The 25,678-nt window shown below is 71.8% G+C and carries 22 protein-coding genes and 2 pseudogenes; 8 read left to right on the top strand and 16 right to left on the bottom strand.

Features of this window, described 5'->3' with window-relative positions; all coding sequences use genetic code 11:
* Nucleotides 1-111 precede the first annotated feature (111 nt).
* Complete coding sequence (locus tag ACH4NX_RS17340; RefSeq protein WP_351388770.1) at nucleotides 112-1,269, bottom strand: acyl-CoA dehydrogenase; 1,158 nt, start codon at nucleotides 1,267-1,269, stop codon at nucleotides 112-114.
* Nucleotides 1,270-1,450: 181 nt separating this feature from the next.
* Here ACH4NX_RS17340 and ACH4NX_RS17335 point away from each other — a divergent pair, with 181 nt between their 5' ends.
* Nucleotides 1,451-2,794 (top strand): UDP-glucose/GDP-mannose dehydrogenase family protein, encoded by a 1,344-nt coding sequence (locus ACH4NX_RS17335; RefSeq protein WP_351388773.1) that lies wholly within the window; start codon nucleotides 1,451-1,453, stop codon nucleotides 2,792-2,794.
* Nucleotides 2,795-2,906: 112 nt separating this feature from the next.
* Here the strand turns inward: ACH4NX_RS17335 and ACH4NX_RS17330 are convergent.
* Nucleotides 2,907-3,147: pseudogene (locus tag ACH4NX_RS17330) on the bottom strand (CGNR zinc finger domain-containing protein); the annotation flags it as partial.
* Between the two features lie 385 nt (nucleotides 3,148-3,532).
* On the opposite strand from ACH4NX_RS17330, the gene ACH4NX_RS17325 reads away from it, so the two are divergent.
* Both ACH4NX_RS17325 and ACH4NX_RS17320 read left to right on the top strand, forming a co-directional pair.
* The gene (locus ACH4NX_RS17325; protein WP_398127654.1) at nucleotides 3,533-3,853 is read left to right on the top strand and encodes a VOC family protein; all 321 of its coding nucleotides are present in this window, start codon (nucleotides 3,533-3,535) and stop codon (nucleotides 3,851-3,853) included.
* Between the two features lie 35 nt (nucleotides 3,854-3,888).
* Entirely contained in the window at nucleotides 3,889-4,281 is a 393-nt protein-coding gene (locus ACH4NX_RS17320) for a VOC family protein (protein ID WP_351388781.1), read from the top strand.
* Nucleotides 4,282-4,284: 3 nt separating this feature from the next.
* Here ACH4NX_RS17320 and ACH4NX_RS17315 read toward each other — a convergent pair whose 3' ends face one another.
* The 4 genes from ACH4NX_RS17315 to ACH4NX_RS17300 form a co-directional block, all read right to left on the bottom strand.
* Nucleotides 4,285-5,412, bottom strand: a complete 1,128-nt coding sequence (locus ACH4NX_RS17315; protein WP_351388783.1) for a dipeptidase — start codon at nucleotides 5,410-5,412, stop codon at nucleotides 4,285-4,287.
* Nucleotides 5,413-5,534: 122 nt separating this feature from the next.
* On the bottom strand, nucleotides 5,535-6,713 hold the full coding sequence (locus ACH4NX_RS17310) for a dipeptidase (RefSeq protein ID WP_351389363.1): 1,179 nt from the start codon (nucleotides 6,711-6,713) through the stop codon (nucleotides 5,535-5,537).
* A gap of 5 nt (nucleotides 6,714-6,718) precedes the next feature.
* On the bottom strand, nucleotides 6,719-7,258 hold the full coding sequence (purE, locus tag ACH4NX_RS17305) for a 5-(carboxyamino)imidazole ribonucleotide mutase (RefSeq protein WP_351388786.1): 540 nt from the start codon (nucleotides 7,256-7,258) through the stop codon (nucleotides 6,719-6,721).
* Nucleotides 7,255-8,394, bottom strand: a complete 1,140-nt coding sequence (locus tag ACH4NX_RS17300) for a 5-(carboxyamino)imidazole ribonucleotide synthase (RefSeq protein WP_351388789.1) — start codon at nucleotides 8,392-8,394, stop codon at nucleotides 7,255-7,257. The genes purE and ACH4NX_RS17300 overlap by 4 nt, the downstream gene beginning before the upstream one ends.
* Before the next feature lie 166 nt (nucleotides 8,395-8,560).
* Between ACH4NX_RS17300 and ACH4NX_RS17295 the strand changes: the two genes are divergently transcribed.
* The gene (locus ACH4NX_RS17295) at nucleotides 8,561-9,151 is read left to right on the top strand and encodes a GtrA family protein (RefSeq protein ID WP_351388791.1); all 591 of its coding nucleotides are present in this window, start codon (nucleotides 8,561-8,563) and stop codon (nucleotides 9,149-9,151) included.
* A 46-nt stretch (nucleotides 9,152-9,197) separates the two neighbouring features.
* On the opposite strand, the gene draK is transcribed toward ACH4NX_RS17295, so the two are convergent.
* Together draK and ACH4NX_RS17285 are read right to left on the bottom strand one after the other, a co-directional pair.
* Entirely contained in the window at nucleotides 9,198-10,472 is a 1,275-nt protein-coding gene (gene draK, locus ACH4NX_RS17290) for a two-component system sensor histidine kinase DraK (RefSeq protein WP_351388794.1), read from the bottom strand.
* 49 nt (nucleotides 10,473-10,521) lie between these two features.
* Nucleotides 10,522-11,199, bottom strand: coding sequence for a response regulator transcription factor (locus ACH4NX_RS17285; RefSeq protein WP_351388796.1), 678 nt, complete (start codon nucleotides 11,197-11,199; stop codon nucleotides 10,522-10,524).
* A 546-nt stretch (nucleotides 11,200-11,745) separates the two neighbouring features.
* Here ACH4NX_RS17285 and ACH4NX_RS17280 point away from each other — a divergent pair.
* Together ACH4NX_RS17280 and ACH4NX_RS17275 are read left to right on the top strand one after the other, a co-directional pair.
* On the top strand, nucleotides 11,746-13,242 hold the full coding sequence (locus ACH4NX_RS17280) for an MFS transporter (protein WP_351388798.1): 1,497 nt from the start codon (nucleotides 11,746-11,748) through the stop codon (nucleotides 13,240-13,242).
* 333 nt (nucleotides 13,243-13,575) lie between these two features.
* Entirely contained in the window at nucleotides 13,576-15,411 is a 1,836-nt protein-coding gene (locus ACH4NX_RS17275; RefSeq protein WP_398127653.1) for a hypothetical protein, read from the top strand.
* 108 nt (nucleotides 15,412-15,519) lie between these two features.
* On the opposite strand, the pseudogene ACH4NX_RS17270 reads toward ACH4NX_RS17275, so the two are convergent.
* The 4 genes and pseudogenes from ACH4NX_RS17270 to ACH4NX_RS17255 all read right to left on the bottom strand — a co-directional run.
* A pseudogene (locus tag ACH4NX_RS17270) lies at nucleotides 15,520-15,693 on the bottom strand (DUF397 domain-containing protein); the annotation flags it as partial.
* Nucleotides 15,681-16,010 carry a Scr1 family TA system antitoxin-like transcriptional regulator gene (locus tag ACH4NX_RS17265; protein WP_398127652.1) on the bottom strand — a complete coding sequence of 110 codons (330 nt, stop codon included), beginning with the start codon at nucleotides 16,008-16,010 and terminating at the stop codon, nucleotides 15,681-15,683. The pseudogene ACH4NX_RS17270 and the gene ACH4NX_RS17265, both read right to left, overlap by 13 nt.
* A complete protein-coding gene (locus ACH4NX_RS17260) occupies nucleotides 15,983-16,681 on the bottom strand; it encodes an ATP-binding protein (protein ID WP_398127651.1) in 699 nt (232 codons plus the stop codon). Before ACH4NX_RS17260 ends, ACH4NX_RS17265 begins: the two co-directional genes overlap by 28 nt.
* 189 nt (nucleotides 16,682-16,870) lie before the next feature.
* Nucleotides 16,871-17,248: an STAS domain-containing protein gene (locus ACH4NX_RS17255; protein WP_279562730.1), complete on the bottom strand. Its 378-nt coding sequence runs from the start codon at nucleotides 17,246-17,248 to the stop codon at nucleotides 16,871-16,873.
* 252 nt (nucleotides 17,249-17,500) lie between these two features.
* Here ACH4NX_RS17255 and ACH4NX_RS17250 point away from each other — a divergent pair, with 252 nt between their 5' ends.
* Nucleotides 17,501-18,415: an RNA polymerase sigma factor SigF gene (locus tag ACH4NX_RS17250; protein WP_279562729.1), complete on the top strand. Its 915-nt coding sequence runs from the start codon at nucleotides 17,501-17,503 to the stop codon at nucleotides 18,413-18,415.
* A 118-nt stretch (nucleotides 18,416-18,533) separates the two neighbouring features.
* Here ACH4NX_RS17250 and hutI read toward each other — a convergent pair whose 3' ends face one another.
* The 4 genes from hutI to hutU are packed head-to-tail and all read right to left on the bottom strand — an operon-like array spanning nucleotide 18,534 to nucleotide 24,038.
* Nucleotides 18,534-19,709: an imidazolonepropionase gene (gene hutI / locus ACH4NX_RS17245; protein ID WP_351389366.1), complete on the bottom strand. Its 1,176-nt coding sequence runs from the start codon at nucleotides 19,707-19,709 to the stop codon at nucleotides 18,534-18,536.
* Nucleotides 19,710-19,765: 56 nt separating this feature from the next.
* Nucleotides 19,766-21,121 carry a formimidoylglutamate deiminase gene (locus ACH4NX_RS17240; RefSeq protein WP_351388811.1) on the bottom strand — a complete coding sequence of 452 codons (1,356 nt, stop codon included), beginning with the start codon at nucleotides 21,119-21,121 and terminating at the stop codon, nucleotides 19,766-19,768.
* Complete coding sequence (locus ACH4NX_RS17235) at nucleotides 21,118-22,341, bottom strand: allantoate amidohydrolase (protein WP_351388813.1); 1,224 nt, start codon at nucleotides 22,339-22,341, stop codon at nucleotides 21,118-21,120. Before ACH4NX_RS17235 ends, ACH4NX_RS17240 begins: the two co-directional genes overlap by 4 nt.
* Nucleotides 22,338-24,038: a urocanate hydratase gene (gene hutU / locus ACH4NX_RS17230; RefSeq protein WP_351388815.1), complete on the bottom strand. Its 1,701-nt coding sequence runs from the start codon at nucleotides 24,036-24,038 to the stop codon at nucleotides 22,338-22,340. The genes ACH4NX_RS17235 and hutU overlap by 4 nt, the downstream gene beginning before the upstream one ends.
* Nucleotides 24,039-24,306: 268 nt before the next feature.
* Here hutU and ACH4NX_RS17225 point away from each other — a divergent pair, with 268 nt between their 5' ends.
* Nucleotides 24,307-25,647 (top strand): diaminopimelate decarboxylase, encoded by a 1,341-nt coding sequence (locus ACH4NX_RS17225; protein WP_398127678.1) that lies wholly within the window; start codon nucleotides 24,307-24,309, stop codon nucleotides 25,645-25,647.
* Nucleotides 25,648-25,678: the final 31 nt, after the last annotated feature.

The raw sequence follows: 25,678 nt of genomic DNA, 5'->3' as shown, positions 1-25,678 counted from the left end.
GCCGCCAGTGTCCTTGAGGCGCTCATCTGAGCGCCTGAGGGACGACAGTGGCCGATCGTTCACGCTTTCCGACGGAGGGCCGGGGGCGCGGCCCGTGCGTCTCGCCGGGCCTTAGGGCAGGTTGCGCGCCATGACGATGCGCTGGACCTGGTTCGTGCCCTCGTAGATCTGCGTGATCTTCGCGTCGCGCATCATGCGCTCCACCGGGTAGTCACGGGTGTAGCCGTAGCCGCCGAGGAGCTGGACCGCGTCCGTGGTGACCTCCATGGCCACGTCGGAGGCGAAGCACTTGGCGGCGGCGCCCTGGAAGGTGAGGTCGCTGTCGCCGCGCTCCGACTTGGCCGCGGCGGCGTACGTCAGCTGGCGGGCGGCCTCGATCTTCATGGCCATGTCGGCGAGCATGAACTGGATGCCCTGGAAGTCGGCGATCGGCTTGCCGAACTGCTTGCGCTCCTTGACGTAGCCCTTGGCGTAGTCGAGGGCGCCCTGGGCGATGCCGAGGGCCTGCGCGGCGATGGTGATGCGGGTGTGGTCCAGCGTCTTCATCGCGGTGGCGAAGCCGGTGCCCTCCTCGCCGATCATGCGGTCGGCGGGGATGCGGACGTTGTCCAGGTAGACCTCGCGGGTCGGCGAGCCCTTGATGCCGAGCTTCTTCTCCGGAGCGCCGAAGGAGACGCCCTCGTCGGACTTCTCGACGACGAAGGCGGAGATGCCCTTGGAGCGCTTGGCGGGGTCGGTGACGGCCATCACCGTGTAGTACTCGGACTCGCCCGCGTTGGTGATCCAGCGCTTGACGCCGTTGAGGACCCAGAAGTCGCCGTCGCGGACGGCCCTGGTCTTCATGCCGGCCGCGTCGGAGCCCGCGTCGGGCTCGGAGAGGCAGTAGGAGAACATGCCGTCGCCCTTGGCGAGCGGGGTCATGTACTTCTTCTTCAGCGCCTGGGAGCCGGAGAGGATCACCGGGAGGGAGCCGAGCTTGTTCACGGCCGGGATCAGGGAGGACGACGCGCAGACGCGGGCGACCTCCTCGATGACGATCACCGTGGCGAGGGCGTCGGCGCCCGCGCCGCCGTACTCCTCGGGGACGTGCACCGCGTGCAGGTCGTTCGCGGTCAGGGCGTCGAGGGCCTCCTGGGGGAAGCGGGCCTCCTCGTCCACCGCGGCGGCGTGCGGCGCGATCTTCGCCTCGGCCAGGGAGCGGACGGCGTCCCGGAGCATGTCGTGCTCCTCCAACGGGCGGTACAGGTCGAAGTCAGCCGATCCGGCCAAGGTCTCTCACGCTCCAAAACGCTGTGATGCTGGGCACGCTAACTACCGTTAAGTAACCCAAATTTTAGAGCCCCGTCCACGTCCGTGGATAGGTGAGCTTGACGACAGCCGACCGGAAGGGTTCTCCCGCGTCCCGGATATGCTCGGGCGCGCACCTTCGCCGTACACCTCTGGAGCACCCATGGCCCTCAAGATCACTGTGATCGGCACCGGCTATCTCGGCGCGACCCACGCGGCGGCCATGGCCGAGCTCGGTTTCGAGGTGCTGGGTCTGGACGTGGTGCCCGAGAAGATCGAGATGCTCCAGCGGGGCCAGGTCCCGATGTACGAGCCGGGGCTCGAGGAGCTGCTGGGCAAGCACGTCGCCGGGATCGAGGGATCCAGCGGGCGGCTGCGTTTCACCACCGACTTCGCCGAGGTCGCGGCCTTCGGCGACGTGCACTTCCTGTGCGTGAACACGCCGCAGAAGCACGGCGAGTACGCGTGCGACATGTCGTACGTCGACTCCGCGCTGGCCTCGCTGGCACCGCACCTGACCGGTCCCGCGCTCGTCGTCGGCAAGTCGACCGTGCCCGTGGGCTCCGCCGACCGGCTGGCCGCCTACCTCGCCGAGCACGCGCCGGCCGGGCACGACGCCGAGCTGGCCTGGAACCCGGAGTTCCTGCGCGAGGGCTTCGCCGTCAAGGACACACTGCACCCCGACCGGATCGTGGTCGGCGTGCGCAGCGAGCGGGCGGAGCGGCTGCTGCGCGAGGTGTACGCCACGCCGGTGGCGGAGGGCACGCCGTTCGTCGTCACCGACTTCCCGACGGCCGAGCTGGTGAAGACCTCCGCGAACTCTTTCCTCGCCACCAAGATCTCCTTCATCAACGCGATGGCGGAGGTGTGCGAGGCCGCCGACGGCGACGTGGCGAAACTGGCGGAGGCGATCGGGTACGACGACCGGATCGGGAAGAAGTTCCTGCGGGCGGGGATCGGGTTCGGCGGCGGCTGTCTGCCGAAGGACATCCGGGCGTTCATGGCGCGCGCCGGTGAGCTGGGCGCCGACCAGGCGCTGACCTTCCTGCGCGAGATCGACTCCATCAACATGCGCCAGCGCGGCCAGATGGTGGAGCTGACCCGGCAGGCGCTGGGCGGCGGCCCCCTCCTCGGCAAGCGGATCGCGGTGCTCGGCGCCACCTTCAAGCCCGACTCGGACGACGTACGGGACTCCCCCGCGCTGAACGTCGCCGGGCAGGTGCACCTCCAGGGCGCCCAGGTGACGGTGTACGACCCCAAGGGCATGGAGAACGCCCGGCGGCTGTTCCCGACGCTCGGCTACGCCGACTCCGCGCTGGAGGCGGTGCGGGGCGCGGACGTCGTCCTGCACCTGACGGAGTGGCGGGAGTTCCGCGAGCTGGACCCGGAGGCGCTGGGCGAGGCCGTGACGGCCCGGGTGATCCTCGACGGGCGCAACGCCCTGGACCCGGTGGCCTGGCGGAAGGCCGGCTGGACGTACCGGGCGATGGGCCGCCCCACGGCGTAGCCCGGCCGGTCGACGGGTGACGCCGGTTCGGCCGGGGCTCAGTCGGCCGAACCCGCGTCATCCGCGTTCTGCCCCGCGGGGCGGCCCGGCGGCCGGTGGCCCCCCCTGCGGATCACGCCTCCTTGGCCCGGTACCGGCGCATCTTGGCGCGGGCCCCGCACACCTGCATCGAGCACCAGCGCCCGCGTCCGGCGGGGCTGCGGTCGTAGTACGCCCAGTGGCAGTCGACGGCCTCACAGGCCTTCAGCCGGGTCCGCCGTCCTCGCCCCAGCCAGGGGAACCTCCCTGACTGGGGCGAGGACGGCGAAGCCGTCGGCCGCGTCGGCCGTCACCACTGGTGGGATCCAGGCCAAACAACTCGTTCGTTGTCCTGGACTGTCCCGACCGTTCCTGTGGACCAAGCGGGCCTGGAGTCCGTTCAGCCGCACGCCCCGAACGGTCTTGGGCGCACTGGTCTCCGGCGTACTCAACCCCAGGGCAGCGACACGGATCCTGTCCGTGGTCCGATCCTAGGAGGCCGGTTCCCTCACGATCTGAGCAATCGGTGCAGCCAGAGGCGGCGGGGAGGCCCTGAATCATCACTCCGGTGGAACGGGGGCCCCGCGCACTGACGCCCTATCCGCGTCTCAGATCGCACGATCACGTTGCCCGGATGGCCCAGGCCACCGCAAGCCGGGAGGGCAACGACCACACGATCGAGCTAAACCACCCACACGTGCTCCTCCGCGGCCAACAGTTGTGAACCACCGCGCGCTCGCCCGTTGGCACGCCGCCGTACTCGGCGGCACCGTCGAGGGCGAGGGCGACTGGGTCGACCTGAAGCTGCCGGGCGGGCGGACGCTGGCGTTCCAGGCCGCACCCGGATTCGTACCGCCGAAGTGGCCCGGGCCCGACGGCGCGCAGCAGTTCCACCTCGACCTCGACGTGAAGGACCTGGACGCGGCGGAGAAGGCCGTGCTGGAGCTGGGCGCGAGGCCGCTGGACGCGGAGGACCGGGCCCGGACCTTCCGGGTTTACGCGGACCCGGCCGGGCACCCGTTCTGCCTCTGCGCCTGCTGAGCGAGACCCGGACCGCCCACACCGAAAGGTTCCCCATGGCACCCGTGGCACGTTTGCGTTCCGTCGTCGTCGACTGTCCCGAGCCCCGCGAGCTGGCCCGCTTCTACGCGCGGGTCGGCGGCGGCACCCCCGACGAGCAGGACCCCGACTGGGTGGTGCTCCAGGTGCCCGGCGGGCCGAGGCTGTCCTTCCAGCGGGCGCCGGGGCTCACCCCGCCTCAGTGGCCGCGCGCCGACCGCAACGCCCAGCAGTTCCACCTCGACTTCGACGGCGGGGCGACCTGGGAGGAGATGGACGCGGCGCACGAGAAGGTGCTCGCGCTGGGCGCCCGGCCGCTGGACCTGGAGGACCGGGAGAAGAAGGACTTCATGGTGTACGCCGACCCGGCGGGGCATCCGTTCTGCCTGTGCCGGATCGAGCACGCGTGACGGTCATCCGTCGAGTTCGGCGATCGTCGCCGTCGAAGGCTCCCGGCGCAGCTGTGCCGCCCGTGCGGTGAAGGCCGCCCCCCGCAGGACCCGCTGGACGTTGCCCCAGGTCAGCAGGGCCACGTCGGCCTCGTCCCAGCCGCGTCGCAGCAGCTCGGCGATGAGCCGGGGGTAGCAGGAGGCGTCACCGAGTTCCAACGGGTGGGCGGTGCCGGCGTCGTAGGTGCCGGACAGGCCGACGCTCCGCGGGCCGGCCACCGTGCGGACGTGGTCGAGATGGTCGGCGACGTCCCGGACGGTCGGGCCGGTCTGTTCTGCGGTCAGCGGCACCATGCACAGGCCCCCCGCCGCGCCCAGCTCGACGAGCAGGTCGTCGGGGAGGTTGGCGGGATGCGGGCGCAGGGCGCGGGCGGCGGAGCGGGTGCACAGCGCCGGAGCCTTGGAGATGGCGAAGGTACGGCGGAAGGTGTCGGCACAGGCGCCGGAGAGGTCGGCGACGACACCGAGCCGGTTCATCTCGCGCACCACCTCCTCGCCGAACCGGGTCAGTCCCGCCTCGCTCGCCCAACTCGCCCCGGTCAGCGTCAGTACGCGCAGGCCGAGGGCGTGCAGGGAGCGCAGGATGCCGAGGCGGTCGCCCAGGGCGGCGGCGCCGGCGGGGCCGGGCAGCACGGCGACCCGGCCGCAGTTGCGCGCGTCGATGACCTGCCCGGCGTCGTACGCGAGGCGCAGTCCCTCCGGGTAGGCCCGCACCACCGTCTTGACCAGGTCCAACTGCTCCAGGGTCGCGCCGACCGCCCGGTCACCGTCGGCCTCGGGCAGGTGCAGCGACCAGAACAGCGCGCCCACCCGGCCCTCGCGCAGTCGCGGCAGATCGGTGTCGACGGCGCTCTCGCCGAGCTCCAGGTCGTACCAGGGCAGGTGCTTGAGCGTGCGGGGCAGACCGCTGTAGCCGTCGGCGACGGGGTGGGCGGCCAGCACGGCGTGGGCCCGGGCCGACGGCTCGTCGTCGGGGTCGGACACGGGCGCGTAGGGCTCCGGCGGGAAGGCCTCCGCGGCGGGCGGCACGGCCAGATCGTCGAGCCCGCCGGCCCCGGTGCTGGTGTGCAGGTCGTCCTGGAGGTCTGCCATGGCCGGCTCCGTACGGTCGTCGTGCGTTACGGTCACCGTCGCACGGAGCGGGAGCGGCTTCCTGGCGGGCGGGGCGTTCGGGGTACGAGCGCCCCGCCCTGGCCAGGACGGAGAGGGCCGGCTCAGCCGTCCAGCTCCTCCGGCGTCGCGTTGGACGGCCCCCGGGTCGCCTGGACACCCCGGGCCACGTCCTCGGCCGCGCCCAGTACCCGGACCGCGTTCTTCCAGGTCAGCTTGGCCAGGTCGGCCCGGGACCAGCCGCGGTCGAGCAGTTCGGCGATCAGGTTGGGGTAGCCGGAGACATCGCCGAGACCGTCCGGGGTGAAGGGCGTGCCGTCGTAGTCGCCGCCGATGCCCAGGTGGTCGACGCCCGCGGCCTCGCGCATGTGGTCGAGGTGGTCGGCGACCGTGGACACCGTGGCGACCGGGCGCGGGGAGCGCTCCTCGAAGGCGCGGTGGACCTTCATCGCCTCAGGGCCGGTATCGAGGTGGTGGAAGCCGTGCGCGCGCATGTTCTCGTCGGCGGCGACCGTCCAGTCCACGGCCGCCTGGAGGACGAACTTCGGCACGAACGTCACCATCGCCATGCCGCCGTTGGCCGGCAGCCGCTCCAGGACGTCGTCCGGGATGTTGCGCGGGTGGTCGCAGACGGCACGCGCGGAGGAGTGCGAGAAGATCACCGGCGCCGTCGAGGTGTCCAGCGCGTCGCGCATCGTCGTGGCCGCCACGTGCGAGAGGTCGACCAGCATGCCCTCGCGGTTCATCTCCCGCACGACCTCGCGGCCGAAGGCCGACAGGCCGCCGACACCGGGCTCGTCGGTCGCCGAGTCCGCCCACGCGATGTTGTCGTTGTGGGTGAGGGTCATGTAGCGCACGCCGAGCGCGTACAGCGCGCGCAGCGTGGCGAGCGAGTTGTCGATGGAGTGGCCGCCCTCGGCACCCATCAGGGACGCGATCCGGCCCTCGGCGCGCGCGGCCTCCATGTCGGCGGCGGTCAGCGCGGCGCGCAGGTCCCCGGGGTGGCGGTCGATCAGCCGCCGTACGCAGTCGATCTGCTCCAGCGTCGCGGTCACCGCGCCGGGCAGGTCCGAGCGGACGTACACCGACCAGTACTGCGCGCCGACGCCGCCGGCCCGCAGCCGGGCGAGGTCGGTGTGCAGGTGGGCGGACTGGTCGGCGGCGATGTCACGGGCGTCGAGGTCGTAGCGGACCTGCTCGCGCAGCGCCCAGGGCAGGTCGTTGTGGCCGTCCACTACGGGGAACTCGCGCAGCAGCTCCCGGGCCTGGTCGAGGGAGGTCACGGGCCTCACTTCCCGAATCCGAAGGCCGCCGACCCCTCGACCTTGGTGCGCAGCCGCTTGCCCTTCTCGGTGGCCTGGTCGTTGAGGTCCTGCTGGAACTCGCGCATGCGGCCGAGGAGCTCTCCGTCGTGCGCGGCGAGCATCCGCGCGGCCAGCAGGCCGGCGTTGCGGGCGCCGCCGACGGAGACCGTGGCGACGGGGACGCCGGCCGGCATCTGCACGATGGACAGGAGGCTGTCCATGCCGTCGAGGTACTTCAGCGGCACCGGCACGCCGATGACCGGGAGCGGAGTGACGGAGGCGAGCATGCCGGGCAGGTGGGCGGCGCCGCCGGCCCCCGCGATGATCGCCTTGAGACCGCGGCCGGCGGCCTGCTCGCCGTACGCGATCATCTCGTGCGGCATGCGGTGCGCGGAGACGACGTCGACCTCGTAGGCGATCTCGAACTCGTCGAGGGCCTTGGCGGCGGCCTCCATCACGGGCCAGTCGGAGTCGGACCCCATGACGATGCCCACGACCGGACTCACCGGGCTTACCGCGTTCATTCGGTGATCGTCCCTCTCAGGTAGCCGGCGGCGTGACGGGCGCGCTCCAGCACGTCGTCCAGGTCGTCGCCGTACGTGTTGACGTGACCGACCTTGCGGCCGGGCTTCACGTCCTTGCCGTACATGTGGATCTTCAGCTGGGGGTCGCGGGCCATGCAGTGCAGGTACGCGGAGTACATGTCCGGATAGTCACCGCCGAGGACGTTGACCATGACCGTCCACGGGGCGCGCGGGCGCGGGTCGCCGAGGGGGAGGTCGAGGACCGCGCGGACGTGGTTGGCGAACTGCGACGTGATCGCGCCGTCCATCGTCCAGTGGCCGGAGTTGTGCGGGCGCATCGCCAGTTCGTTGACGAGGATGCGGCCGTCGCGGGTCTGGAACAGCTCGACGGCGAGGTGGCCGACGACGTCCAGTTCCTTGGCGATGCTGAGCGCCATCTCCTCGGCCCTGAGCGCCAGGGCCCCGTCGAGGCCGGGGGCGGGCGCGATCACCGTGTCGCAGACGCCCTTCACCTGCTGGGACTCGACGACGGGGTACGCCACGGCCTGGCCGTGCGGGGAGCGGACCACGTTGGCGGCCAGCTCGCGGACGAAGTCGACCTTCTCCTCGGCCAGCACGGGCACACCGGCACGGAAGGGCTCGGCGGCCTCCTCGGCGGAGTCCACCACCCACACGCCCTTGCCGTCGTAACCGCCGCGCACGGTCTTGAGGACGACGGGGAAACCCTCGCCCTCGTCCGCGAAGGCGGCCACGTCGGCCGGATCGCGCACGATCCGGTGCCGTGGACAGGGCACGCCGATCGCGTCGAGTCTCGCGCGCATCACGCCCTTGTCCTGGGCGTGCACGAGCGCGTCGGGGCCGGGGCGCACGGGGATGCCGTCCGCCTCCAGGGCCTTGAGGTGCTCGGTCGGCACGTGCTCGTGATCGAAGGTGATCACGTCACAGCCGCGCGCGAACTCGCGCAACGTGTCCAGATCGCGATAGTCGCCGACGACGACTTCGTTCACGACCTGCGCCGCAGAGTCCTGAGGAGTGTCACTGAGAAGCTTGAACCTGATGCCCAACGGGATGCCCGACTCGTGTGTCATACGAGCGAGCTGGCCACCGCCGACCATACCGACTACCGGGAACGTCACCCCCCTAGCGTATCGGCCGCGCGGGGCCCACCTGTTTACCGGCCGTTTCCCCGGCGCTCCCGCCCTCCGCGGCCGCCGCCCCGGGGCCGTCCGCAGGAAGATCGCGCGTCCGGGTGGTTAGCATGAACGGATTGACGCCAACCGATGGACGGGGGCCTGCACGACCATGGAACATGGTTCCTCGGGTGCTCATACGGCTCCCGCGACGCCCCCGGCGTCACCCGCTCCCCCGGCCCCGCGCGGCCCGGTGCGGCACCGGCTCGAAGGGCTGGTCCGTGAGGTCGTGAAGTTCGGCGCGGTGGGCGGCGCGGGGGTTCTGGTCAACCTCCTCGTCTTCAACCTGATACGGCACGTGACCGAGCTCCACGTGGTGCGGGCCAGCATCGTCGCGACCGTCGTCGCGATCGCCTTCAACTACCTGGGTTTCCGCTACTTCACCTACCGGGACCGCGACAAGAGCCGCCAAACCCGCGAGATGTCGCTGTTCCTGCTGTTCAGCGCGGTCGGGCTGGTGATCGAGAACGGCGTGCTGTACACGGCGACGTACGGCTTCGGCTGGGACAGCCCGTTGCAGAGCAACATCTTCAAGTTCCTCGGCATCGGCATCGGCACGCTGTTCCGCTTCTGGTCGTACCGCAGCTGGGTCTTCCGCACCCGGCCGGCCCGCGAGCCGGTGAGGCGGGCGGAGACCTTCCTGGAGCACGAGGATCCGACGGCCGTACGCGCCCCGGACGGCGCCCCCGCGGCACAGCGCTGACGGCGGCCGGGGCCGCCCTCCCCGCGCGGTGCGCGCGGCGATGCGCCTAGCGCACCGTCCCCCCCGAGTCCCCGGACGACTTCTTCGACGGCGGCGTACGCGACAGGAACAGGCCGAACACCGGGGGGCGGCCCTGGAGGAGCTCCAGCCGGCCGCCGTCCGCCTCGGCCAGGTCGCGGGCGACGGCGAGGCCGATACCCGTCGAGTTCCGCCCGCTGATCGCGCGTTCGAAGATCCGCGCCCCCAGGTCGGCCGGGACGCCGAGCCCCTCGTCGGTGACCTCGACCACCGCCTGGTTGCCGGTCACCCGGGTCCGCAGGGCCACCGTGCCGCCCCCGTGCATCAGGGAGTTCTCGATCAGCGCGGCCAGCACCTGCGCCACGGCGCCCGGGGTGCCCACGGCGGTCAGGTGCCGTTTGCCGGAGCTGACGATCGCCCGTCCCTCGCTCCGGTAGGCGGGGCGCCACTCGTCGATCTGCTGCTGGATGACGTCGTCCAGCTCGAAGGTGACGGCGGAGCCGCTGCGCGGGTCGCGGGAGTTCGTCAGCAGCCGGTCCACGACGTCCGTCAGCCGCTCCACCTGCGACAGCGCGATCGTCGCCTCCTCCTTCACCGTCTCCGGCTCGTCGGTGAGGGTGATCTCCTCCAGCCGCATGGACAGCGCCGTCAGCGGCGTACGCAACTGGTGCGAGGCGTCGGCGGCCAGGCGGCGCTCGGCGGTGAGCATCCGGGCGATGCGCTCGGCGGAGGAGTCCAGCACGTCCGCGACGCGGTCCAGCTCGGGGACGCCGTAGCGCTTGTGCCTCGGGCGCGGGTCGCCGGAGCCGAGGCGTTCGGCGGTCTCGGCGAGGTCGGTGAGCGGGGAGGCGAGCCGGTTGGCCTGCCGGATCGCCAGCAGCACCGCGGCGATCACCGCGAGCAGCGCCACCAGGCCGATGATCAGCAGGGTCCGGCCGACCTCACGGGTCACCGCGGAGCTCGGCTCCTCGACGAGGACGGTCTCGCCCTCCTCGCCGGTGGCCTTGCCGCGGATGACCTCGCCGGTCGGCCGGCTGCCGACCTCGATGACCGGCTTGCCGGGGATCCGGATCTCGGCGTACCGGGCGTCCCGGACCTGCTCCCGCAGGAACGTGGCGTCGACCGATCCGGTGCCGAGCAGCCGGCTGTCCACGATGCTGGCCAGCCGCACCGCCTCCAGGTCGACCCGCTCCTGCGCGGAGCTGCTGATCGTCCGGGTCTCGACGATCACGAGTGAGACGCCGAACACGGCGATCACGATGAGCACCACGGCGAGCGTGGACTGGATCAGTCGACGGCGCATGTCCTCTTACCCGGGCAGGCCCCTGCGGGCGCTCAGCCCTTCTCGGAGCTCAGTTCTTCTCGAAACGGAAACCGACACCGCGCACGGTGGCGATGTAGCGGGGGTTCGCCGCGTCGTCCCCCAGCTTCTTGCGCAGCCAGGAGATGTGCATGTCGAGGGTCTTGGTCGACGACCACCAGGTGGTGTCCCAGACCTCGCGCATCAGCTGGTCGCGCGTGACGACCCGGCCGGCGTCGCGCACCAGCACCCGCAGCAGGTCGAACTCCTTGGCGGTGAGCTGGAGCTCCTCCTCCCCCATCCAGGCCCGGTGCGATTCGACGTCGATGCGCACGCCGTGCGTCGCGGGCGGCTGCGGGGGCTCCACGGAACCGCGCCGCAGCAGGGCCCGGACCCGGGCGAGCAGCTCGGCGAGGCGGAAGGGCTTGGTGACGTAGTCGTCGGCACCCGCGTCCAGCCCGACGACGGTGTCCACCTCGTCGGCGCGCGCGGTCAGGATCAGGATCGGCACGGCGAGGCCCTCGGACCGCAGCCGGCGGGCGACCTCCAGCCCGTCCATGCCCGGCAGGCCCAGGTCCAGCACGACCAGGTCGATGCCGCCCTGCAGGCCGGCGTCGAGTGCGGTGGGTCCGTCCTCACGCACCTCGACCTCGTACCCTTCCCGGCGCAGTGCGCGGGCCAGCGGCTCCGAGATGGACGCGTCGTCCTCGGCGAGCAGTACACGGGTCATGAGCTGATGGTAGTCCGCTCGGAGCAGCGCCCGGGGCGTGATCGACCCGAGGATCTCCCGCCTGCGGACAAGCCGGGCATCCGCCGCGGCGGCCCGCCCGCCCGGCCCGCCGCGGACCCCCTGTACGAACCTGCGGCTGTGGGGTGCCATCCTGTGATGGACCTTCGAAAGATCGTTCGCGGTTCCAGTATCACCTGTGATCCGCGTCTCAAGTCCTTCCATACCGGGCGGTGTCCTGCCGTATGGTGAATCAGCGCCTGTAGCACCCAGGGGACCCTTTGGCGACAGTACGACGCTGAGGGTCTCTTTTGTGTGCGGGCCGGCCCCCACGGCCGGCCTTGAAAGGAATGACCTGTGGCCGGGCCTCAACGCGTGCAGCGCCGCGCGCGGAGGCGTGGATCCCGGTGGCCGCCGTCCACCGCTTCGTGATCCGGAGCGGAATCCCTCAGGCGTGGGATGGACGGGTGACGAGCCGCCGGTGCCGGCCGCCTCCCCCACCGGGCGCGCATCGCCTCATGAGCGCGTCCCGACCAGCAAGGATCGACCATGGCGTCCAGCCTGACGAAGGACTCGGTCTCTCCGGGCACCCCCGGATCCGAGAAGACCTTCTTCGGCCACCCCCGCGGACTGGCCACTCTCTTCATGACCGAGATGTGGGAGCGTTTCTCCTACTACGGCATGAGGGCTCTGCTCCCGCTGTACCTGGTGGCCCCCGGCGGTCTCGGCATGAACGCCGGCACCGCGACCGCGATCTACTCGGTGTACCTCTCGCTGGTGTACCTGCTCACGATGCCGGGCGGCTGGTTCGGCGACCGTGTCTGGGGACCCCGCAGGACCGTCGCCGTCGCCGGTGGCGTGATCATGCTCGGCCACCTCACGCTGGCGCTGCCGTCCTCCGGCACGTTCTTCGCGGGCCTCGGTCTGGTCGCCATCGGCTCGGGTCTGCTGAAGGCCAACATCTCCACGATGGTCGGCCAGCTCTACAGCGGCCCCGACGATCCGCGCCGCGACGGTGGCTTCACCGTCTTCTACATGGGCATCAACCTCGGTGCCTTCGCCGCGCCGCTGATCATCGGCACCATCGGTGAGAACGTCAACTGGCACCTGGGCTTCGCGCTCGCCGCGGTCGGCATGGGTCTGGGCGTGGTGCAGTTCCTGCTCGGCAGCCGTCACCTGGCGCCGCACTCCAGCGTGGTCCCCAAGCCCCTGTCGGCGGCGGAGAAGACCTCCACCCTGCGCAAGGCCGCGTTCTGGGCCGCCCTCGCGGTCGTCTTCTACGCGATCGTCGGCTTCTCCGGCACCTACACCCTGAACTGGATCCTGGTCCCGCTGACCCTGCTCGGCGTGATCATCCCGGTGCTGGTGCTGACCCGCATCAAGCGCGACAAGGACCTGGACCGCGCCGAGCAGTCGAAGATGTCCGCGTACATCTGGTTCTTCGTCGCCGCGGCCATCTTCTGGATGATCTACGACCAGGGCGGCTCGACCCTGTCGCTCTTCGCGGACTCCTCCACCGACACCAGCGTCTTCGGCTGGGAGTTCCCGGTCTCCTGGTTCCAGTCGGTCAACCCGGTCATCATCATGGCCCTGGCCCCGGTCTTCGCCACGGTGTGGCTGGCGCTCGCGCGGCGCGGCAAGGAGCCGAGCACGATCGTCAAGTTCTCGTTCGGCCTGGTCCTGGTCGGCGCGTCCTTCTTCCTCTTCCTGGCCCCGCTGGCCATCGCGGACGGCGGTCACAAGGCGGCCGCGCTGTGGCTGGTGGCGATCTACTTCGTCCAGACCTGCGGTGAGCTGATGCTCTCCCCGGTCGGCCTGTCGGTCACCACGAAGATGGCGCCCGTGAAGTACGCCTCGCAGATGATGGGCGTCTGGTTCCTGGCCGTCACCGCCGGTGACGCCACGACCGGCCTGCTCTCCATCGCCGGCGTCGACCTGAACAGGACGGGCATCGTGGCCGCGGAGGCCACGCTCGCCGTGGTCGCCGGTGTCGCGATCTGGATGTACCGCAAGCGCGTGAAGGAACTCATGGGCGACGTCCGCTGAGCCCAGCCGGCCTGGCGGTCCTGTTCCGCGGAGGGTCATCGCGTCCGGGTGGACGCGGTGGCCCTCCGGGCGTTTCAGCGATGCTGAGACAGGTCCCCGTGCCTCGGTCACTCGAAAGCCGGACACTGGACAGGGGAGTCCGTGGTCGGTTCGGCGGGGGTCCGCGAGGAGCAGACGCCCTTGTCGTGGCAGGCGGGCGCGGGGCGGCCTGAACGGGCAGCTGGACTACCCCCGAGGCTCTTCCCGGCCGTGTTCCCCCTCCACTATGCAAGGTGCGGGCCGCGTGCGGAGGCGCGTGAGCGCCCGCCACCCGTACAGGCGAGAGGGCACACGATGCATCAGCACGGACGCGGCTGGCAGCGGGAGAAGAAGCCCGCCGGCACCGGTCTGCCGGCTCCGGCGCCGCACCAGCAGCCGCCCGAGGCAGCCGTGCACCGCCTGCAGGGCCTCGCCGGTAACGCCGCCGTCGCCCGCACCGTCGCCCGCGGTTCCTGGACCGGGACCGGAACCCCGGTGCAGCGCTCGCTCGTGGTCGGGCGGATCGACTACACGATGCGCTACCAGCGGAAGACGCGGAACCTGCCGGAGGAGAAGCACTCGACGGCCGTCGATGAGTTGTCGCACGAGGTGCTCTCGCATCTGGCCGAGACGGTTGACAAGGACCTCTCGCCGGAGGAACGCCAGCAGTTCATGAACCACCACTCCCGGATCATCGACCAGCTCAGGAAGGCGATCGTCGCCCCGGTCGGCCACAAGGGCTACCACCCGGCCCTCAAACGGGAGATCGGCGCCCACCCCGACTTCGGGGCGAAGAACCACAAGATCCTGGTGAACGACTACACGGAACTGGCCCGTCACCTCATGGGCTGGGTCGCCGCCAAGGGGAACCGGAGGAAAGAGAAGGAGATCGCGCAGAAGATCCAGGCCGAGGGTGACGTCGAGGCCTTCCTGAACGTGCTGCTGAAGCGTCTGTACCGCAGGTTCGAGGACGAGAAGAACGAGCGCCTCGGGAAGCAGAAGTTCACGGACGACGCCGCTCAGGGCATGGCGCGCGAGCTGACCACGGGCCTGTCCGACCCGAAGCTGCAGCCGGTGCTGCGGGACGCGAGGGGCGAGACGGCCCCGCCGCCGCGGCCGATCGGGACCTACGGGGGTTACTTCGGCGCCGAGAAGTTCGAGGGCTCCCACCTGCGCCCCGGGATGCTGGACAACGGGGGTTACCTGGCGGTGCTGCGGACCCCCGAGAAGTTCGGTTTCCGGGACAAGGTCATCACGCTGCACGACCTCCAGGAGTACTACGCGGCGCCCAACCCCCACACGCCCCGCACCCGGGGCAGCGGATGGCTGCCGGGCAACACCGAGGAGGAACTGCGGAGCACCGCCGGGTTCGACGCCGACGGCAAGCGGCTGCCCACCCAGGACCGGGGCAGCACCAACCTGCGGGTCTCGCCGCCGAACACGGGCAGGAGACAGCCGTCCGTACGCAACGAGAACTCGGAGACCACGAAGCTGGCCCGGTCCAAGAACCTGCCCGTGTGGGCGGGACAGTCCCGCCGGGCCGCCCGCATGCTGAAGCTGGCGAAGACGGCCGGAGCGTCGCAGGAGGAGATCGCCGCGGTCGCCTGGGGCGTCTTCTCCTTCTGGCGGCTGCACTACGACCACACGGCCGAGCTGGCCTACCACACGCTGCACGAAGTCATGGACATAGCCCAGAACTTCGGCGTGCCCTACGACATGGACCGCGCGCACGAGGGCGGGACCGTGCCGACCGGGCAGCGGTTGCGGCAGCGGCTCGTCGGCCTGGCCGACGAGGTGACGGCCGCGCACGACGAGGCGGACGCCGAGATCGAGGCGATCGAGTCGGGCACCGACCAGGCAAACCGCCAGGGACTGCGGGAGTTCCTGATCGTGGCGAAGCGGGCGCGTGAGCAACTCGCCGCGCTGCGGCTGGTGCTCCAGGAACGGATCGACGCGTTCGAGGGCTGGGAGGAGGGGACACTGACCACCAACGACAAGAGCCGGCTCGTGGAGCAGAGCCTCCGGTCGCTGGATGTCGTCAAGTCGCACCTGGTGATGCTGTCCGGGTGGATGGCCATGTGGCGGCCCAAGGAGGCCGCCGAGGGCAGCGGGCGGGAGCGTAGGGGCAGTCCTGGAACCAGTGCCGGCTGAAACAGCCGCAACTCCGAAGCCCATGATCGCTCGGCGTCTCGCCCTGCACCCCTCCCGCTGCCCCTGCCCGGCATCTGGGTGGATGCTCCCGAGCGCGAGGCGTCCGGGTCACGTGACCACGGTTGACGGAACGGGAAACCGCGCAGCCTCCGCCAAGGCTGGGTGCGTCGTCACTGCGAGGAAGTCCGCCCATACGGTGCGGGGGAAGGCGAGGTGCGCTCCCGCGCGGCTCTTGGAGTCGCGGACCAGGATGACGGTCGCGGTGGTGGCTATCTCGACCCAGTTCGAACCGTCGGGGCTCTAGGTGGACTTGCGCCAGGTGAGGGGCTGCACGCCAACTGGACGGTGTGGAGTTGAGGGACCGGGCCGGCCGCGTAGTCGAAGGGCCGGCCGTTGCCCGGGAAGTGGGGCGAGGCGTACGGGATGACCCGGACGGTCACGTTGCCCTGTTCGCTCAGTTCAAGGATGTGGAACAGCTGGGCACGGGTGGCGGAGCCCCAGGAGCGGGAGCTCCTCGGCCGACCGAGACGGGTGGGTGGGTGAACCCGGTGCAGGCGTCGCCGGCGCAGGCCTACGCCGGCGCCCCCAACTCCGCCCACACCCGCTTGCCCGCGACCCCCGGCGTCCGCACCACGCCCCAGTCCAGGCACAGCCGCTGCACGATGAACATGCCGTGCCCGCCAGGACGCCCGGCGCGGTGCGGGGTGCGCGGCGCGGGCTGCCCCGTGCCCCGGTCGGAGACCTCCAGCCGGATCACCTTCTTCTCGCAGGTGATCCACAGCTCGTCCGGCCCCTCGGCGTGCAGACAGGCGTTGGTGACCAGCTCGGACACCACGAGCAGTACGTCCTCGGCGGCGGCACGCTGGTCCGCGGTGGCGGAGGGCAGCCAGCCCCAGGCGTACAGCGCCTGGCGGGTGAAGTCACGAGCGAGCGGGACCACCCCGCTCTGGTCGTCGAAGCTGAGCCTGCGTACCTGCCGCCCCCCGCCACTCGCGGGGCCACCCGAGGACGCCGCCCCGGACGGAGCCGTGGAGGTGGGCCCGGAAGCCGCCCCGGGAGCGGGCCCGGGCGACGCCCCGGACGCGGCTGCCCCGGACGCGGCTGCCCCGGACGGGGACGAGGACACGGACCCCCCGATCACGGCGGCCTGCCCGGCGGACACGCCCCCCTCGGACTCCCCGGTCCCGGGCACGCCCCCCTCGGACGCCCCGGAAGCGCCGCTGGGCTCCGGACCACGGTCGCCCGGCGAGTAGGGCCGGGTGGTGCTCATCAGCGCTTCACCTCACCGATTCACCAGTTCACGTTTCAAAGTCGTACGTCGTACACAGTCGGTTCAGGGGGTCTCCTGCCCGACCGGACCGTCCGAACACCCCTGTATTCGGCACGAAACATCGGACGGGGCGAAAACCCCTGCCCCAGGGGGCGCGCGAGACCCGTCGCCGGCTGGACAAGGACCGGCTCAGCCGGTCGCGTCGGCCAGGGCGGCCTCAAGCGTGTCATGGAGGGTGAAGACCGCTTCGGCCCCCGTGATCTCGAACACGCGAGCCACTACGGGCTGCATGGCCACCAGATGCACACCGCCCCCCGCGGCCTCCGCCTTCAGCCGCGCGCCGAGCAGGACGTTGAGCCCTGTGGAGTCGCAGAACTCCAGACGCGAGCAGTCGACGACAAGCCGGTTGAATCCCTTGGCGAGACAGTCCTCCAGGGGCTCGCGCAACAAATCGGCGGTGTGATGATCCAACTCACCCGCCGGAGTCACGACGGCACTGGGGCCCTCGTCCCGCACCTCCACCAGTAGCCGGCCCGACTGGGCACTGCCGACCGTCCCGCGGTCCATGCCGTTTCTCTCTCCCGAGGTCGTGACTGCTTGCTGACGCCCTCGAACACTACGCCTTCCCAGCGCACTCCGACACCCGAACAACCGCACACAAACGGACATACTTGCACATAACACACTTGCGGTGGGCTCGGTAAACCCGGTAGGGCTAGTAGGACACGTAAACCGACACGGCCGGCTTTGGAGGCGCCGCACACCGCAGTGCACGTAACTGGCTTCGGCAGCCGTATGCCGAGAACGATGGAGGACATCATGTCACCCCGGCTCGACGGATCGCGTACCCAAGAAGCGACGTCGACACTCCCTCCGGAACATCTGGATCCCATCGAGCATCATGACGCGGTCGTCGACCACGACGGCGCACTCGCCGGGCTTCCGGACATCCCCGCTTACGACGAGGTTGCTCCGGCGGACGCCCGGGCCCTGTCCAAGACCCTCTTCGAGCGGCTGGAGTCGCTGGAGGAAGGCACGCACGAGTACGCGTACGTACGCAACACGCTCGTCGAGCTCAACCTCGCGCTGGTCAAGTTCGCCGCCTCCCGCTTCCGCTCCCGCAGCGAGCCGATGGAGGACATCATCCAGGTCGGCACGATCGGCCTGATCAAGGCGATCGACCGCTTCGAGACGTCCCGCGGTGTGGAGTTCCCCACGTTCGCGATGCCGACCATCATCGGCGAGATCAAGCGCTTCTTCCGCGACACCTCGTGGTCCGTGCGCGTCCCGCGCCGCCTCCAGGAGCTGCGGCTCGACCTGGCCAAGGCCGGCGACGAGCTGGCCCAGCGCCTCGACCGCGCCCCCACGGTGAGCGAACTGGCCGAGCACCTCGGCCTGTCCAAGGACGAGGTCGTCGAGGGCATGGCGGCGTCCAACGCCTACACCGCCTCCTCGCTGGACGCCCAGCCGGAGGAGGACGACGCCGAGGGCGCGCTGGCCGACCGCATCGGTTACGAGGACCACGGGCTCGAGGGCATCGAGTACGTCGAGTCGCTGAAGCCGCTGATCGCCGAACTCCCGTCCCGGGACCGGAAGATCCTCTCGCTCCGCTTCGTCGCGGGGATGACCCAGTCGGAGATCGGCGAGGAACTGGGCATCTCCCAGATGCACGTCTCACGCCTGCTGTCGCGGACACTCGTACGGCTGCGCAAGGGGCTCACGGTCGAGGAGTAGGACCTCACCGCGTGACGCTTGCCCTGAAGGGGGGCGGTCCGGAACCGGGCCGCCCCCCTTCGGGCTGTCGGGGGCCGCGCCGCCCTCCCGGCCGCGCTCCCGCCGAGGCGCGCGCCGCTCACACCATCCGTACGCCCCGTCGCCACACGCCCGCGACCAGCGGAACGCCGGGCCGGTAGGCCAGGTGGACGTGGCTGGGGGCGTCGAGAAGGGTCAGGTCGGCGTGGGCGCCCGGGGTGAGGCGGCCGATGTCGTCGCGGCGCAGGGCGGCCGCGCCGCCCGCGGTGGCCGCCCAGACCGCCTCGTCGGGAGTCATCCCCATGTCCCGTACGGCGAGCGCGACGCAGAAGGGCACCGAGGACGTGAAGGACGAGCCGGGGTTGCAGTCGGTGGACAGCGCGACCGTCACGCCGGCGTCGAGCAGGCGCCGGGCGTCCGGCCACTCGGCGCGGGTGGAGAACTCGGCGCCGGGGAGCAGGGTGGCGACGGTGCGGCTGTTCGCGAGGGCGTCCACGTCGGCGTCGGTGAGGTGGGTGCAGTGGTCGGCGCTGGCGGCGTCGAGTTCCACGGCGAGCCGGACGCCGGGTCCGTGGGAGAGCTGGTTGGCGTGGATGCGGGGGTGCAGGCCCTTGGCCTTGCCGGCGGTGAGGATCGCGCGGGCCTGGTCGCCGTCGAAGGCGCCCTTCTCGCAGAAGACGTCGATCCAGCGGGCGTACGGGGCGCAGGCGTCGAGCATCTCGCCGGTGACGAGCGCGACGTAGGCGGCCGGGTCGTCGGCGAGTTCGGGAGCGACGATGTGGGCGCCGAGGAAGGTGACCTCGTCGGTGTGGCGGGCGGCGACCCGCAGGGCGCGGGACTCGTCGGCGGTGGTCAGGCCGTAGCCGGACTTGGTCTCGAAGGTGGTGGTGCCCTGGCGCAGGGCCTCTTCGAGATAACGGGTGAGGCCGGTCTCCAGTTCCGCGTCGCTCGCGGCCCGGGTGGCGGCGACGGTGGTGCGGATGCCGCCGGCGCTGTAGGGGCGGCCGGACATGCGGGCGTTGAACTCCTCGGTGCGGTCGCCGCCGAAGAGGAGGTGGGAGTGGGAGTCGACGAAGCCGGGGAGGACCGCCCGGCCGCCGGCGTCGAGGCGATTGTCAGTGGCGGGTGCTTTGCTTGATTCACCGGTCCACGCGACGCGGTCGCCGTCGATGACGACGGCCGCGTCCCGGACCAGTCCGAGGGGGGAGTTGTCACCGAGGGAGGGGTCGTTGGTGACGAGTGCGGCGATGTTGGTGATGACGGTGCTGCTGCTCATGATGTCCGTGACGTCCTCGTGGGGGCGGGAGCGGAAGTGGGGGCGGGCGGTCGCGGTCACGCGCGCAGGGCTTCGACGGCCCGCGCGAGGGCCTGCGGCACATCGGGTACGAGAGTGTGCGCCCCGTCGCGCACGACGTGCCGCCCGCCCACGATCGTGTGCCGTACGTCCGCTGCCGTCGCGGCGAATACGGCCGTCTCGGCGCCGAGCCTGGGCAGCGGCCCCGCTGTTCTGACGGAGTCGAGGGCGAGGGTGGTGAGGTCGGCGCGGGCCCCGGCCTCGATGGTGCCGAGGTCGTCCCAGCCGAGGGCGGCGTGGCCGTCGGCGGTGGCGGCGCGCAGCAGGGCGGCGGCGGTCCAGTGGCCGCGGGTGCGGGTGCGCAGACGCTCGTTCAGCTCCATGGCGCGCGCCTCTTCCAGCAGGTCGACGACGGCGTGGCTGTCGGAGCCGAGACAGAGCGGGGAGCCCGCCCGCTGGAGGGCGGCCGCGGGTCCGATGCCGTCGGCGAGGTCCCGTTCCGTGGTCGGGCACATGCAGGTGCCGGTGCGGCTGCCGCCGAGCAGGGCGATGTCCTCGTCGGTGAGGTGGGTGCTGTGGACGCCGGTGGTGCGGGGTCCGAGTACGCCGTGGTCGGCGAGGAGCCGGGTCGGGGTGCAGCCGTGGGCGTCGCGGCAGGCGTCGTTCTCGGCGGTCTGCTCGGACAGGTGCGCATGCAGCGGGGCCCGCCGCTCCTCGGCCCAGCGCGCCACGGTCGCCAGCTGGTCGGCGGGTACGGCCCGTACGGAGTGGATCGCCGCCCCCATCCGTGCGTGATCCCGTTCCTTGAGAAGTGAACAGCGTTCCGCCCAGGCCTCCGCAGTGCCGTCGCTGAAGCGGAGCTGGTGGGCGTTCGGGGGCTGCCCGAAGCCGGCGGACAGGTAGCAGGTGTCGAGGAGGGTGACGCGGATGCCGGCTTCGGCGGCGGCCTCGATCAGGGCCTCGCCCATCGCGTTGGGGTCGGCGTAGGGGGTGCCGCCGGGGGCGTGGTGGACGTAGTGGAACTCGCCGACGGTGGTGATGCCGGCGAGGGCCATCTCGGCGTACACCGCGCGGGCGAGTTGGCGATAGGTCTCGGGGGTCAGCCGGTCGGCGACGGAGTACATGACCTCGCGCCAGGTCCAGAAGGTGCCGGAGCCGACCTGGACGGTGCCGCGCAGGGCGCGGTGGAAGGCATGGCTGTGGGCGTTGGCGAGGCCGGGAAGGGTCAGTCCGCGCAGGGGCTCGGCGCCGGGGGGCGGGGTGGCGGTGTCCCGGCGGACGGCGGTGATGCGACCGGCGCGCACGTCGAGGGCGACGCCCGGTTCGACGTGGGTGCCGAGCCAGGCGTGTTCCAGCCAGTACGTCCGGGTCCGCCCGGTCTCGGTGGGGGTCACGTGCGGGCCAGCCCTTCCAGTACGTCGGCGAGTGCGCTCACCCCGGCCACACAGTCGTCCTCGGCGGCGTACTCGGCCGGGGAGTGCGACACGCCGGTGGGGTTGCGTACGAACAGCATGGCGGTCGGGATGCGTCCGGAGAGGATTCCGGCGTCGTGTCCGGCGCCGGTGCCGAGGACGGGCACCTCGGGATCCGTTTCCGTGTCGCCGCCGAGGATGCGGGCGAGTTCGTCGCGCAGCGCGTGGTCGAACTCGACGACGGGCGTGAAGGACTCGCGTTCGACGTCGAGGTCGACGCCGTGGGCGGCGGCGTACTCGCGGGCGGCCTTCTCGATGCCGGTCACCACGGTGTCCAGGCTCTCCTGGTCGGCGGCGCGGGAGTCGAGCCAGCCGCGTACGAGGGAGGGGATGGCGTTGACGCCGTTGGGCTCGACGGCGATCTTGCCGAAGGTGGCGACGGCGCCGGCGAGTTCGGCCTCGCGTCGGGCGGCGAGGACGGTCTCGGCGTAGCTCAGCATGGGGTCCTGCCGGTCGGGGAGCCGGGTGGTGCCGGCGTGGTTGGCCTCGCCGCGGAAGTCGAACCGCCAGCGGCCGTGCGGCCAGATGGCGCTGGCGAGGCCGATCCGGTCCCCGGACAGGTCGAGGGCGCGGCCCTGTTCGACGTGGAGCTCGACGAAGGCGCCGATGCGGGCGAGCCGCTCGGGGTCGGGTCCGATGGTGTCCGGGTCGTACCCGGCGGCCTCCATGGCCCGCGGGAGCGTGATGCCGTCGCCGTCGGTCAGGCGGTGGGCCTGCTCGACGGTGAGCGCGCCCGCGGTGAGCCGGGAGCCGACGCAGGCGAGGCCGAAGCGGGCGCCCTCCTCGTCGCCGAAGTTGACGATGCCGAGGGGTCTGGTGAGGCGCGCTCCCCTCCCGCGCAGTTCGTCCAGGGCGGCGAAGGCGGACACCACGCCGAGAGGGCCGTCGAAGGCGCCGCCGTCGGGCACGGAGTCCAGGTGGGAGCCGGTGACGACGGCGTTTTGGGCGGCGGGGTCGCCGAGCCAGGCCCACTGGTTGCCGTTGCGGTCGACCTCGTAGGCCAGTCCGCGTCTGCGGGCCTGCTCCCGGAACCAGGTCCGGCAGTCGGCGTCGGCACCGGTCCAGGCGTAGCGGCGGTAACCGCCGGAGGCGGAGCTGCGGCCGACCGGCAGCAGCTCCGCCCACATGCTGTGGAAGCTCACGCGCCCTCACCCTCGCGCGTCCCGTCGCCCTCGCGCATGGGTACCCGCACGCCCCGCTCCCCGGCGACCGAGTCGGCGAGGTCGTACCCGGCGTCGACGTGCCGGATGACGCCCATGCCGGGGTCGTTGGTGAGGACCCGGCGGATCTTCTCGCCGGCCAGCGCGGTGCCGTCGGCGACGGTGACCTGCCCGGCGTGGAGGGAGCGGCCCATGCCGACGCCGCCGCCGTGGTGGAGGGAGACCCAGGAGGCGCCGGAGGCCACGTTGACCATGGCGTTGAGCAGCGGCCAGTCGGCGATGGCGTCGGAGCCGTCGAGCATGGCCTCGGTCTCGCGGTACGGAGACGCCACGGAGCCGCAGTCGAGGTGGTCGCGGCCGAGGACGAGGGGTGCGGCCAGCTCACCGCTCGCCACCATGTCGTTGAACCGCTCGCCGGCCTTGTCGCGCTCGCCGTAGCCGAGCCAGCAGATACGGGCGGGCAGGCCCTGGAAGTGGACCCGCTCCCCCGCCATCCTGATCCAGCGGGCGAGGGATTCGTTCTCGGGGAAGAGATCGAGGATCGCCTTGTCGGTCTTGGCGATGTCGGCGGGGTCGCCGGACAGCGCGGCCCAGCGGAAGGGGCCCTTGCCCTCGCAGAAGAGGGGGCGGATGTAGGCGGGGACGAAGCCGGGGAAGGCGAAGGCCCGGTCGTAACCGGCGAGCCGGGCCTCGCCGCGGATGGAGTTGCCGTAGTCGAAGACCTCGGCTCCGGCGTCCTGGAAGCCGACCATGGCCTCGACGTGCCGGGCCATGGACTCGCGGGCGCGGGTGGTGAAGCCGGCCGGGTCCTTGGCGGCGGCGTCGGCCATGTCCTCGAAGGCGATCCCGGTGGGCAGGTAGGCCAGCGGGTCGTGGGCCGAGGTCTGGTCGGTGACGATGTCGACGGGGGCGCCCATGGCGAGCAGCCGCGGGACGAGGTCGGCGGCGTTGCCGAGGACGCCGACGGAGAGCGGCTCGCGCCGGTCGCGGGCGTCGGTGGCCAGTTGGAGGGCGTGGTCGAGGGAGTCGGCCTTCGTGTCGAGGAAGCGGTGCTCGATGCGGCGGTCGATGGCTCGCGGGTCGCAGTCGATGCAGATCGCGACACCGTCGTTCATGGTGACGGCCAGCGGCTGGGCGCCGCCCATGCCGCCGAGGCCGGCGGTGAGGGTGATGGTCCCGGCGAGGGTGCCGTCGACCCCCTTGCCGGTCGCGTGCAGCTTCGCGGCCACGGCGGCGAAGGTCTCGTAGGTGCCCTGGAGGATGCCCTGGGTGCCGATGTAGATCCACGAGCCGGCCGTCATCTGCCCGTACATGGTCAGGCCGAGGGCCTCCAGGCGGCGGAACTCCTCCCAGTTGGCCCAGTCGCCGACGAGGTTGGAGTTGGCGATGAGGACGCGCGGGGCCCACTCGTGGGTCTGCATGACGCCGACGGGGCGGCCGGACTGGACGAGCATCGTCTCGTCCTGCTTGAGGGTGCGCAGCGTGCGGACCATGGCGTCGAAGGAGCGCCAGTCGCGGGCGGCCTTGCCCGTACCGCCGTAGACGACGAGCTTGTCGGGGTGCTCGGCGACCTCGGGGTCGAGGTTGTTCTGCAGCATCCGCAGGGCGGCCTCCTGCTGCCAGCCCAGGGCGCTCGGCGTCGTACCGCGCGGCGCTCGGACAGGGCGGGGTCCGGACATGGTCTGCCTCCTGGTGGCTTGCTCCCGGCGGATTGTTACTGCGGATATTCACATACTCACCTCGTGAATAGAGCTAGTCAATACGTCTCGTGTCCCGGCGCGGACGCGTCGCGGGTGTTTGGCTGGATGTGTGGGGCAGGCAGCGGGACGTACCGGCAGGCAGCGAGGGACGGAGGGTCGCGTGAGCGACGGAACGAGCACGGGTGTGAGCGACGGCGCCGGCGGCACGGCCGCGCGGGCGGAGGAAGTCGCGCGGCGGGAGCGGGCCGTGCGGGCGGCCCGGCGGGACGACGCCGTGCGGGCGGCCGTGGAGCAGGGACTGCTCGGGCCCGACGCCCCGATCGTCGGGCTGCTGGACGTGGCCGGCATACGGGAGTCGGCGGCGGAGCTGCGGGCGGCGTTCGAGGCGGTGACGGCGCCCGGGACGTCCGTACTGCACGCCTTCGCGGTCAAGGCGACCCCGCTGGTCCCCGTGCTGCGGCTGCTGCACGAGGAGGGCATCGGCGCGGAGGTCGCGAGCCCGGGTGAGCTCGCGCTGTCACGGGCGGCGGGGGTACCGCCGGAGCGGACGGTGCTGGACTCGCCCGCCAAGACGCCGGGCGAGCTGCGGGAGGCGCTGGCCCTGGGCATCGCCGTCAACGCGGACAACTTCCAGGAGCTGGAGCGCATCGACGCCCTGATGGCCGAGGGGGCGAGCGCCTCCCCGCTCGGCATCCGGGTCAATCCCCAGGTCGGCGGGGGCTCCATCGAGGCGCTGTCGACGGCGACGGCCACCTCGAAGTTCGGGGTGGCGCTGCGCGACGAGGGGGCGCGCGAGTGGGTGGTGCGGGCGTATCTGGACCGGCCGTGGCTGACCCGGCTGCACGCGCACACCGGTTCCCAGGGCATACCGCTGGCCCTGATGGCCGAGGGCGTGGCCGCGACGTACGCGCTCGCCGAGGAGATCAACGAGCGGGCCGGACGCCGGCAGGTCGACACGCTCGACATCGGCGGTGGGCTGCCGGTGAACTTCGCGTCGGACGAGACCACTCCGACGTACGCCGAGTACGCGCGCGTGCTGCGCGAGGCGGTGCCGGGACTGTTCGACGGGCGGTACGGGCTGGTCACCGAGTTCGGGCGGTCGCTGCTGGCCAAGCACGGCACGGTGGTGGCGCGCGTGGAGTACGCCAAGAGCGCCGGGGGGCGGCCGGTCGCGGTGACGCACGCGGGCGTGCAGGTCGCGACGCGGACGGTCTACACGCCGGGGGCGTGGCCGCTGCGGATCTCCGCGTACGACGGCGAGGGGTCGCCGAAGGAGGGGCCGGACGTGGTGCAGGACGTGGCGGGGCCCGCGTGCTTCGCGGGGGACCTGCTGGCCGTGGGCCGGGCCATGCCGTTGCTGGAGCAGGGGGACTACGCGGCCGCGCTGGACACGGGGGCGTACTACTTCGCGCACCACTACGCGTACAACTCACTCGCGCGTCCCGGGGTTCACGGCTTCCTGACCGGCGGCCCCGGGGACGTCGCCTTCGCGACCGTGCGGGAGGCCCAGACGGTCGGGGAGATCGTCACCGAGGCGGGAGGGGAGCACGCCGCCGCGCTGACGGAAGCCGTCCGCCGCAGGGGTTAGCGGCAGGGCGGCGTCGCGGTCCCCCGCGGGG

This window comes from Streptomyces sp. NPDC017225 (genome assembly GCF_044331465.1).
GTDB lineage: Bacteria > Actinomycetota > Actinomycetes > Streptomycetales > Streptomycetaceae > Streptomyces.
Note: the sequence above shows the minus strand (reverse complement) of the source record. Positions and strands in the feature narration are given on the sequence as shown.

Excerpts from the sequence above, each read along its gene's own strand:
- ACH4NX_RS17275 (WP_398127653.1), top strand. The coding sequence starts at position 13,576 with ATGCATCAGCACGGACGCGGCTGGCAGCGGGAGAAGAAGCCCGCCGGC.
- ACH4NX_RS17335 (WP_351388773.1), top strand. The coding sequence starts at position 1,451 with ATGGCCCTCAAGATCACTGTGATCGGCACCGGCTATCTCGGCGCGACC.
- hutI (WP_351389366.1), bottom strand. The coding sequence starts at position 19,709 with ATGAGCAGCAGCACCGTCATCACCAACATCGCCGCACTCGTCACCAAC.
- ACH4NX_RS17285 (WP_351388796.1), bottom strand. The coding sequence starts at position 11,199 with ATGACCCGTGTACTGCTCGCCGAGGACGACGCGTCCATCTCGGAGCCG.
- hutU (WP_351388815.1), bottom strand. The coding sequence starts at position 24,038 with ATGTCCGGACCCCGCCCTGTCCGAGCGCCGCGCGGTACGACGCCGAGC.
- ACH4NX_RS17315 (WP_351388783.1), bottom strand. The coding sequence starts at position 5,412 with ATGGCAGACCTCCAGGACGACCTGCACACCAGCACCGGGGCCGGCGGG.
- ACH4NX_RS17320 (WP_351388781.1), top strand. The coding sequence starts at position 3,889 with ATGGCACCCGTGGCACGTTTGCGTTCCGTCGTCGTCGACTGTCCCGAG.
- ACH4NX_RS17295 (WP_351388791.1), top strand. The coding sequence starts at position 8,561 with ATGGAACATGGTTCCTCGGGTGCTCATACGGCTCCCGCGACGCCCCCG.
- ACH4NX_RS17280 (WP_351388798.1), top strand. The coding sequence starts at position 11,746 with ATGGCGTCCAGCCTGACGAAGGACTCGGTCTCTCCGGGCACCCCCGGA.
- draK (WP_351388794.1), bottom strand. The coding sequence starts at position 10,472 with ATGCGCCGTCGACTGATCCAGTCCACGCTCGCCGTGGTGCTCATCGTG.
- ACH4NX_RS17260 (WP_398127651.1), bottom strand. The coding sequence starts at position 16,681 with ATGAGCACCACCCGGCCCTACTCGCCGGGCGACCGTGGTCCGGAGCCC.
- ACH4NX_RS17250 (WP_279562729.1), top strand. The coding sequence starts at position 17,501 with ATGTCACCCCGGCTCGACGGATCGCGTACCCAAGAAGCGACGTCGACA.
- purE (WP_351388786.1), bottom strand. The coding sequence starts at position 7,258 with ATGAACGCGGTAAGCCCGGTGAGTCCGGTCGTGGGCATCGTCATGGGG.
- ACH4NX_RS17255 (WP_279562730.1), bottom strand. The coding sequence starts at position 17,248 with ATGGACCGCGGGACGGTCGGCAGTGCCCAGTCGGGCCGGCTACTGGTG.